At 47.4% G+C, this 10822-nt stretch carries 1 protein-coding gene; it reads right to left on the bottom strand.

Annotated elements, in window-relative coordinates; genetic code table 11:
- Positions 1-12: 12 nt before the first annotated feature.
- The gene (gene tycB / locus HPY31_RS03530; RefSeq protein WP_172138433.1) at positions 13-10797 is read right to left on the bottom strand and encodes a tyrocidine non-ribosomal peptide synthetase TycB; all 10785 of its coding nucleotides are present in this window, start codon (positions 10795-10797) and stop codon (positions 13-15) included.
- Positions 10798-10822 lie beyond the last annotated feature (25 nt).

The raw sequence follows: 10822 nt of genomic DNA, 5'->3' as shown, positions 1-10822 counted from the left end.
GGAGGAAAAGCATTAAATCAGTTCCAGTATGTTCTCCAGTTCTTCCATGGAAAGGTCGTCATCGCCCAGATCGCTCGGAGTCAACTCCCCTCCTTCTTTTGCCATGCAATGCTCGATGATACGCAGTAAGTGATTCCGGTAACTGTACGCTAAGTTTGTCATGGTTTCTTCTTTGTACTGGAGACTGCTGTATCCAAAGCTGATCTGGAGCTTTCCATCCTCGATCAAGCCGGAAATGTCCAAGAGGAATACTCTCTCTGATTCTGGACTGAACAGCTGTCCTGTCCCGAGCGGTGAGAAGGTATATCCGCCCGATTTCACATCTGAGTCAAATTGCCCGAGATAGTTAAAGCTGATTTCCGGCTGCAAGGCAAATGACAAGGGTAGTTGCGTCTTGCTGGACGTCATCGTACGTAAAATCTCGTAGCCAATTCCTTTTTTCGGAATACGGCGCAGGTTTTCTTTGATCTGCTTGATTTGGTAAGCCAAGTCCTCTGATTTTTCCATATCAAGTACGACAGGGAACTGGGATGTGAACCAGCCAACCGTTCTTGTGACATTCATTTCATTCTGAATGTCCTCACGTCCGTGACCTTCTAGGTTGACGACAGGGCAGCTGGTATTCGCCCATTCTTTTACCGTTAACCCCAAAGCTGTCAGCAGCAGATCATTTATTTCTGTGTGATAGGCATGATGCACGTGACGCAAAAGGTTTTCTGTCTCTAGTGCTGTCAATTCGACCTTTACAGTGTGCGTGTGCTTTTGTTTCCGATCGGCTGCGACAAAATCAGTTGGCAATGCGCCTGGCGTAGTGGTGCTCTCCAGGTTGTGCCAATACGCTACTTCCCGTAACAGCTCGTCACTCTGTGCGTAGCTTTGCAGTTGAGCCGCCCAGTCTTTATAGGAATCTGTTTTCTTTGGTAAAACGATGTCCTGATTTTGGAGAGCCTGTGAATAAGCGGATGAAAAATCTTCAAACAAGATTCGCCAGGACACGCCATCCACGACCAGATGGTGTATGGCAATCAGTAAATGGTCGCCTTCTTTGGTTGAGAAGAGAGCCAGATGAACCAGCGGTCCCTGTTCCAAATCGATACTGCTTTGGATGAGATCAGACAATTCCAGGATTTGAGCTGCGCTATTTGCATGTTCCCTCACATCAAAAGAATGGAAACGGAATCGGTCATCGGTAAGCCCTTGATTGATTTGCTTCATGATCCCATTTTCCTGTTTGTATATCATTCGTAGCGCATCATGGTGCTCGACAATTTTATGGAAGGCTTGCTGAACAAGGGCTGCATCAAAGCCTTCTTCACGATAGAGCATGACAGCTTGATTCCAATGGTGACGATCCGTGAAATTCCGTTCGAAGAACCACTCCTGGATGGGTGTCAAGCCAATCTCGCCCTCTACGACTCCCTGATCACTCTCTCTGTTGTTCGGTGTTACATGGATAGCGACTTCCTCGATCGACGGATGTTCGAACAGTTCTTTCATTGCAAGCGTCCAGCCTGATGCGTAGAGGCGAGTCGAAACTTGAATCGCTTTGATGGAATCTCCACCCAATTCAAAGAAATTGTCTTTTATTCCGACTTGCTTGATACCCAATACGTCTGTCCAGATGGTTGCCAGCAATTTTTCCAGCTCGTTTCTGGGTGCCTCATATTCTCTTCCTGAATTGTCATCCTGGCTTGGCTTCGGTAGTGCTTTTCGGTCAATCTTGTCATTAGGTGTCAGCGGCATCTTATCCAATTGGATAAAGAAGGATGGAACCATATAAGCAGGCAGTTCCTTGGCAAGATGCCTTCTCAACTCGGCTATGGGCACTTCTGATGCTGCTACGAGATAGGCGCAAAGATACTGGCCGGCAGCAGAGCCATCATCTCGAGCAACCACCACCGCTTGATCGATGTTCTCATAGCCGAGTATGGTGCTCTCGATCTCCCCGATCTCGATTCGATACCCGCGCACTTTGACCTGTTCGTCAGCCCGACCGACGTATTCGATCGTGCCATCCGTCCGCCATTTCACCAAGTCACCTGTTTTATACATGCGCTCTTTTGGTTCAAACGGATTCACAACAAACTTTTCATCTGTGAGCTCCGGTTTGTTTAGGTAGCCTCTTGCAAGCCCAGGTCCTCCAATGCATAGCTCACCCACCACACCAACCGGTTGCAAGCGATGTTGTGCATCTACGATGTAGACCTTTACGTTGGCAATCGGCCGGCCAATCGTGATGTCTTGACCGGGTTCAAGAGAACGGGAGATAGTAGAGACCACGCTATTTTCAGTCGGACCGTATTCATTGTTAATCCCGATTTTCGGATGCTTTTCTTTCGTTTTTTGAACAAGCTGTGCAGGTAACTTCTCGCCTCCCAGTGACACGCAGCGAAGCTCAGGGAAGTCTGCCACATTCGAGCAATCCAGAATTGCTTGGAACAGACTTGGCACACCATAGTAATGTGTGACCCCAGTGGATGCGATTAGCTTTTTCAACGCGATCGGGTCTTTGGCTTCTTCCTCTCTCGGCAACACGCACGCAGCACCTCCGAGAAGCGGCGCGAACAAGCTGGCTACAAAGCCATCGAAAGCAAAAGAGAACACTTGCAATGCCTTGTCTTCCGGTCGGAATCCATATTCATCTCTTCTCCACTGCAAGCAGTTGATGATCGCACGATGCTCGATCATGACTCCCTTCGGCTTGCCGGTCGTACCGGACGTGTAAATGATATAGGCTAAATCGGAAGGCTTGTTGATGCAAAGCAGATTGTCTGTCTGTTGGGAATAGTTCCTAAAGTCGCCCAAATCGATGATCTCTGCATGACTGGTCACCTTAGGAATCAAGTGAAAATGAGTAAGCACGAGTTTCGCCTGACTGTCCTCCATCATGTAGCGGATTCTTTCTTCCGGATACTCAGGATCGATGGGCAAAAAGGCGCCGCCCGCTTTCAAAATAGCAAGAATGGCAATGACCATCTCTAATGACCGTTCCAGTAACATGGCGACGATTTGCGATGGCTCAACACCTTTCTCACGCAAAACGGATGCGAGCTGATTCGCTCTTTCATTCAACTCTTGGTACGACATTCGCTGCCCTTGGAATACAAGCGCTGTTTGATCAGGCATTTTTGCCGCCAGCTCTTCAAAGAGCTGTTGAAGGGTTTTGTCTTTGGCGTATTCTCTGTCCGTACGATTGAACTCCACCAGTAACAGCTGCTTCTCTTCTTCCGTCAGCATTTCGATCTCTTTCAGCATCCGATCAGGATGGGCCGCAATGCTTTTCAAGATTTGCAAGAAGTGGCGGGACATCCTGTCTACCGTATCTTTTTTGAACAGCTTGGTGCTGTATTCCAATCGCAAAAACAGATCTGTTTCACGCTCCGTCATATGGAACGACAGATCGAATTTCGCTATCGCAAGAGCACTGCCGGATTCATAAGGGCGATAGACCAGTTGATCCAGCGTTTTTGGGTCCAGTTCATCGGTTTGCAGGATAAACATGGTGTCAAACAGTGGATTACGTCCCGGGTCACGCTGAATGCCAAGCTTTTCAACAAGACTTTCAAACGGGTAATCCTGATGATCATAGGCATCCAAGGCATTCTGCTTGACTTCCATCAGAAACTCCTTGAAGGTCTTTTCCGATGTCGGTTTGTTTCTGATCGCCAGTGTGTTGACGAACATTCCCACAACGGGCGCAAGCTCAGATCTTGACCTGCCAGAAATCGGCGTTCCCACCACGATGTCATCCTGCCCGGAATACTTCGAGAGCAGCACATTGTAGGCTGCCAGCAAGACCATGAACAGCGTCGTTTTGGTTTCTGTCGCCAGCTCTAGCAGGGCATCCCGCAGTAGGTGGCCAGTTGAAATCGCGATGTGACTACCTTCGAAGCTTTTTACGGCTGGTCGCGGGTAATCTGTCTGTAAATCTACGGCTGAAATGTCTCCTGCAAACGTACGAAGCCAATACTCTTCTTGTTGCTTGAAGGCATCTGACTGAAACAAGCCCTGCTGCCAGACAGAAAAATCCTTGTATTGAATGCGCACCTCTGGCAAATTTCTTCCCTGGTACAATTCAGCTAGCTCATTGAACATGATCGTGACCGATGCAGCATCTGCGGCGATATGATGCATGTCATAAAGGAGAAAATGACGCTCATCCGAAATTTTCACCAAGCCCATGCGGATCAGTGGCGGAACAGAAAGATCAAATGGACGGACAAACGAGTAGAAGATTTCATCGATCGGATGCGCCTCCGCTGTTTGATACTCCATTTCCACTTTCACATGGCTATGAATTTTTTGGACCAGCTCACCCCCTACCATCTCAAATGACGTTCTCCAGATGTCGTGTCTATCCACCAATGCTTGCAGCGCATATGCCAATTGCTCGCGAACCAGCTCGCCTTCCAGCATGATCATGCCAGGCATATTGTAGCTAATGCCGGCCCCTTCAAGTTGATAGAGCAGATACATTCGCTGCTGGGCTGATGATACCGGGTAGTAATCTCTCTGCTCTGCTGGTTGAATGGATGAATCTGATGCAGCTTCGCTGTTTTCAATCAATCGGGACAAGGCACGAACAGTTGGAGAACCAAAGAAATGCTTCAGAGAAATATCAATTTGAAACTCCCGATGCACATGTGCCACTACCGTCATCGCTTTCAAAGAATGTCCGCCCAGCTCAAAAAAGTTATCCATCACGCCGATGCCGGAGATGCCAAGGACGTTTTCCCAAATCTTTGCCAGTGTTGCCTCTACTTCATTGGCAGGCGCGGCATACTCCACACCTGTTGTAGGTTTTCCTTCTGGCTTCGGCAGCGCTTTGCGATCAATCTTGCCATTTGGCGTGAGCGGGAAAGTGTCCAGTTGAACTAGATAGGTTGGAACCATATACGCTGGCAGTTCTTGAGATAGATGTGTTCGCAGCGCCACTTCCGAGATGTTTTCTTTACCAGTGAAATAGGCAGCCAGATACACGTCCCCGCTTCCATCTTGATAAGCAACGACAATCGCTTCATTTGTCATTTCATAGCTGAAAAGAACCGATTCTATCTCCCCGATCTCAATCCGGTATCCTCTCACTTTTACTTGTTCATCCAGGCGTCCAGCGAATTCAATCGTACCGTCCGGGAGCCACCTGCCAAGGTCACCCGTCTTGTACATGCGTTCACCAGGCGCAAATGGATTGGAAACAAACTTCTCTTCGGTAAGCTCTGGTTTGTTCCAATATCCGCGTGCCAAACCGAGTCCGCCAATGCATATTTCTCCCACTACACCGATTGGTAGCAGCTGGTGCGAACGATCCACGATGTATATGCTTGTATTTGCAATTGGCCGCCCAATGGTGATCGGAGTATCCGGGAGCGCATCGCACAGATAGGTGGCGATAACGCTACTTTCTGTCGGGCCATACGCATTGACCGTAATCATCTGCGGATTCATCTCTTTGCACATCTCAACCAGCTTTGGCGATAGCTTTTCTCCCCCGAGCATGACCATTTTCAGTGGGCTGATCTCTTCGGTGGTGCTGCATTCCAAAATCGCTTGGAACATACTTGGCACGCACACCGTGTAGCTGCAACTCCATGATGAGATTAGGTTTTTGAGCGCGAATGGATCTTTTGCTTCTTCATCCTTCGTTAAGACAACCGTTGAACCGGATACAATCAACGCAAAGAAGGTAAGGGCAAAAGCATCAAAGGCAAAAGATAGGGCCAACAAACCTCTGTCATGAACAGATAAGGCCAACTCTTGTTTGTTCCACGTCACACTATTGACAATACCTCGATGCTCCCCCATGACCCCTTTAGGCCGGCCTGTGGTACCCGATGTGTAAATGATATAAGCCAGATTGGTAGCCGTATGAATTGGGTCAAGGTTTGTGGTGATACGAGAATAGTTACTCTTATCCTCGAGATACAGGCATTCCACTCCAGTAGCAATCTTTGCACCGAGATGCTCTTGGGTAAGCACCAGACGGGCCTCGCAATCTTCCAGCATATAAGCAATGCGATCATTTGGATATTCTGGATCAATCGGCACATATGCTCCGCCAGCCTTGAGAATGGCAAGGATACCAATGACCATTTCCAAGGAACGATTGGCCATAATCCCTACTCGCTGGTCAGCCTTTACTCCCTTTTTCCGTAATGTACGAGCAAGCTGATTGGCTTTCTTATTGAGCTCCTGATAGGTCAACTTTTTGTCCCCGCAAACCAGTGCGATTTGATCAGGGGTTTTCCCTACTTGTTCTTCAAATAGCTGGGGAAGTGTGCTTTCCAGCTGAACAGGCTTAGATGTGTCATTGAAATGGACAAGTAGTTCCTGCTTTTCTTTCTCGGTGAGCATCTCTATCTCATAGAGAGCCAAGTCCGCGTTCCGAGTGACCTCTTGCAAGATTTGGATGTAATGACGCGACATGCGTTCGATGGTCTCCTGCTTGAACAGCTTGGTGCAAAATTCGAAGCAGAATAGGAGGCCTGCATGGTTTTGAGTTGCTTCGAGCGACAATTCGAATTTCGCCATCTTGCCCTCTGGCACGTAAGGCGTCACTGTCATGCCCTCGATCTTGATCGGATCGGCATCCATGTTTTGTAAAATGAACAAGGTGTCAAACAATGGATTGCGGCTTCGATTTCGATTGACCGCCAGCTTTTCGACGAGTTCCTCAAACGGGTACTCTCCATGCTCAAAAGCAGCGAGTGTATTTTCCTTCACTTCTTGCAAAAATTGCTTAAAGCTTTTAGTCGCAACCGGCTGATTTCTCATTGCGAGCGTGTTGACGAACATACCCGTGATGCTTTCCGTGTCAGGGTGCGTTCTTCCAGCTGTCACGGTTCCGACTACCATGTCTTCTTGCCCGGAATATTTCGCGAGCAAAACATGGTAAGCTGCCATGAGCACCATGTAAAGCGTAGTACCAGTTTCGGCCGCCACTCGTTGCAAACCATCCAACAGTTGTTTTTCTGAACGGAATAGATAACGTTCGCCCTCAGAGCTTTGAACAGACGGTCGAGAGTAGTCCAATGGCAGGTTCAAGACAGGAATTTCATCAGCGAATCGCTGGGTCCAATACGCTTCCTGCTTTCTGTACTCGTCTGTCTGTGCCAAACCTTTTTCCCAAACTGCGAAGTCTTTATATTGAATGCGCTGCTCTGGCAATGCTTTGTCTTGATAGAGCTGCGCAAGATCATTCAGGATGATTTGCGATGACACGCCATCCGAGATGATATGGTGCATATCGATGATCATGACATGGCGCCGCTCTCCCAGTTTGACCAGGCCAACCCGACTTAATGGCGCCTTTTCCAAATCAAACGGACGCATGAAATCCGTGATGACTTGATTCAAACGATCCTCTGTCGCTTCCATGTAGGCGATTGGCAGTTTGCATTCCGAATGGATGCGTTGAACCAGCTCGCCGTTGATGGTATGAAAGGAGGTTCGCAGCGATTCATGACGACTTACAAGACCGGAAATGGCATTCTCCATCTGCGGCACGTTCAATTCCCCAGCTAGTACCGTCACAACGGGCAGATTGTATACCGTACTAGCTGGATCAAGCTGGTTTAAAATCAGCATGCGTTTTTGCGCAGAGGATACGGGATAATACTCTTGCATGAGGACCCGCGGAATAGCAAGATACGTTCCTTCCTCTCCACCTTCTACATACTTGGCGATTTCTTGAATAGTTGGTCTATCAAACAAGACGCGAAGTGGAACATCTGTCTGGCAGTCTTTTTGCATCCGGGAAATGAGATGAATCGCCTTGAGCGAATGGCCGCCCAGCGTGAAAAAATTATCCTGAATACCAATCGGGGACACGCCGAGTACACTTTCCCAAATCGCTGCCATTTTCTGTTCCAGCTCGGTGGTCGGGGCGAGATAATTCGCTCCCGTAAATGCATTCCCCTCAGGGATGGGCAAGGCTCTCCTGTCTGTTTTTCCGTTAGGTGTGACCGGAATCCGCTCCAGCTTCATAAAGAAGGAAGGGATCATATACTCCGGCAGCGTTCGTGATAAGTACACACGCAGCTCCTCGTTGCTGACTTCCTCTGTCAAAACGACATAGGCGCACAAATACTTTCCGCCTGTCTCATCCGTTCTATCAATGACCACGGCTTCCTTAATCAAGGTGTGGTTGAGCAGGTGTGATTCGATCTCTCCCAGCTCGATGCGATGACCCCTGATTTTTACCTGATGGTCGATTCGCCCTAAAAACTCGATATTGCCATCCGGCATCCAACGAGCGAGGTCTCCCGTTCGATACATTCTTTCTCCTGATTGATACGGGTTCTCGAGAAACTTCTCCGCAGTCAGCTCCGGATTGTGCAAATACCCTCTTCCCACGTTCGCACCAGATATATATAACTCCCCTACAATGCCCTCTGGTTTCATCTGCAGCTTTTCATCCAGGATGTAAATGCCTGTGTTGCTGATCGGTTTTCCGATTGGAGGCAGCTCTGGTATATCCATGCTTGGGTCCATCGTGTAGGTGGTTACCACATGTGTCTCCGACGGCCCGTAATGATTGTGTAAAAATACGTGATGGTTCCGCAGATATTTTTGTAGCTCATGCGTGACGACGAGCTGTTCTCCAGCTGTGATAATGTGCTTGACGCAACGCGGGAAGCTTTGTGCATAATCTTTTTCGTTAAAGATAAATTTCAAGAAGGATACTGGGAGGGACAAAATGCTGATCTGTTTTTCCTGGATAAACGCAAACAGTTTTTCTACATGACGTCTCATCTCATTCGTAATGAGATAGAGCTGTCCCCCGGAAAGCAGCGTAGAGAAAATCTCCTGATAGCAAACATCAAAGCTGCATGTGGTATACTGCAAAACTTTTTCATGAAAATCGATGTTGGTCTTGGCAAACGTAAAGTGCATCAGATTTGCCATGTTTTTATGCTCAAGCATGACGCCTTTAGGCTTGCCTGTCGTTCCTGAAGTGTAGATGATATAAAACAAGTCATCTGGATGATTGATCGTTTCGACAGACGCACTGCTCTCTTCCCAAATGGCTGGTGCGCTGATATCTATTGTTTCAGTAGTGGCCGAGACCTTCTCTAGTAGATGCTGCTGGGTCACTACCAATTGAATTCCACTATGCTGGAGCATGTAGGCAATTCGTTCTTCTGGCAGCTCTGGATCAATTGGTACAAATGCACCACCGGCTTTCAAAACCCCAAGAATCCCGACAATCATCTCGATGGATCGATCCATCATCGTACCAACTAGACTGTCTGCTGCAATTCCTTTTCCTCTCAAAAATCTGGCGAGCTGATTGGACTTCTCATCTAGCTCCCGATACGTCAGATGCTGTTCCCCGAATACGACAGCAACGTGATCAGGTGTCCTTTCCACCTGTTCCATAAAGAGCTCGTGCATGGTTTTCGTTGGATAAGCTGCGGAAGTATCAAGGTTTCTATCCATTAGCTGTTGTTTTTCAGTTTCTGTCAGCAAGGTAACCTGTTGAAGGGTGACCTTCGGATTGTTTGCCACGCAAGCCGCAATCTGCTTGAGGTGTCCAGCCATTTTTTGGATAAAAGCTTCATCAAAAACAGCCGCATTATAATCAAACCGCATGGCAATCTCTTCTTTGGGCATTACCATGACAGTCATGTCATAATTGGTAGGCTCAAACATCTCGACATCGGAAATCGTAAAGCCTACTTGCTTTGTCGCCGCCTTTTTCTGCAAGGCCTCGACTAATGGATAGTTTTCAATGACCATCAGGTGATCGATCAAATCTTGCTTCAATACCGAATCGTTTTGAATATCGTACAAAGGCACATGCTCAAATTGCTGGGATTGCAGTGTTCTTTGGTGCACATCCTGTATCAAGTCCGCAAAGGTTTGATCGTTTTTCGCTTGCATCCGGAATGGAATGGTATTGATAAACAATCCAACCATTTTGTCGATTCCGACGATTTCAGTTGGTCGCCCGGATACAACAGTACCGAATACTACATCATTCGCAGAGTTATAGGATTGGAGGAGAATCCCCCATAAGGTTTGAATCACGGTCGACAAAGTCACCTGATTTTGACTTGCGATCGCAGAAAGCTGCTGCGTCACCATTCGGTCTAGCACAAAACGATATTGCGCAGGTAGAAAGGTATTGCTAGAAGACTTCCCAAATTTCGGCAAAGAAGTTTGCTGTTCAAACTGTTCCAGATAGTCTCTCCAATATGCGAGAGCAGCCTCTTTATCTTGCTTTTCCAGCCAACGAATAAATTGGCTGTAAGGCTGCACTGGATCAAGAGAAATCGGAGTCCCGTTCTTTAAGGATAAATAGACGGAAAGCAAGTCATCAAAAATAATGCTAAAGCACCAACCGTCCATGAGTATGTGATGAAAACTCCAGATGATTTCATATTCGCTCTCGGTCATTTGGAAAATAGCTACTCTCATCAACGAATCTTTCGCCAGATGAAAGGTTTTCTCTTGGTCATTCCTTTTGTACTGCGTGTAGCGCTGCTGTTTTTCTTGCTCGTCGTATGCAGTTAGATCGCAAAATAAGATGGGAATGGGCCGTTCCTTCAAGACAACCTGCAAAGGCTGCTTTAATTTTTCATAGAGAAACAGCGTGCGAAACACATCAAATCTCTCTACCAGCACATGCAAGCTATTGGTATACAAACCAACATCAAGATTGCCCTCGATCGAAACGGACATTTGCACAAGATGAGAGTTATGTTCTTCGTTTAGTAAGGCGTGAAATAACATTCCCTCTTGCATGGGCGTCAATAAATACATATCTTGTACTTGTTCTTTGCTAAAAACACTCATTCCGGCACCTCGATATCGACATTAT

The sequence above is a fragment of the Brevibacillus sp. HB1.3 genome, assembly GCF_013186635.1.
Taxonomy (GTDB): Bacteria; Bacillota; Bacilli; order Brevibacillales; family Brevibacillaceae; genus Brevibacillus; species Brevibacillus brevis_D.
The sequence above is the reverse complement of the archived record's forward strand: the minus strand, read 5'-3'. Positions and strand labels throughout refer to the sequence as shown.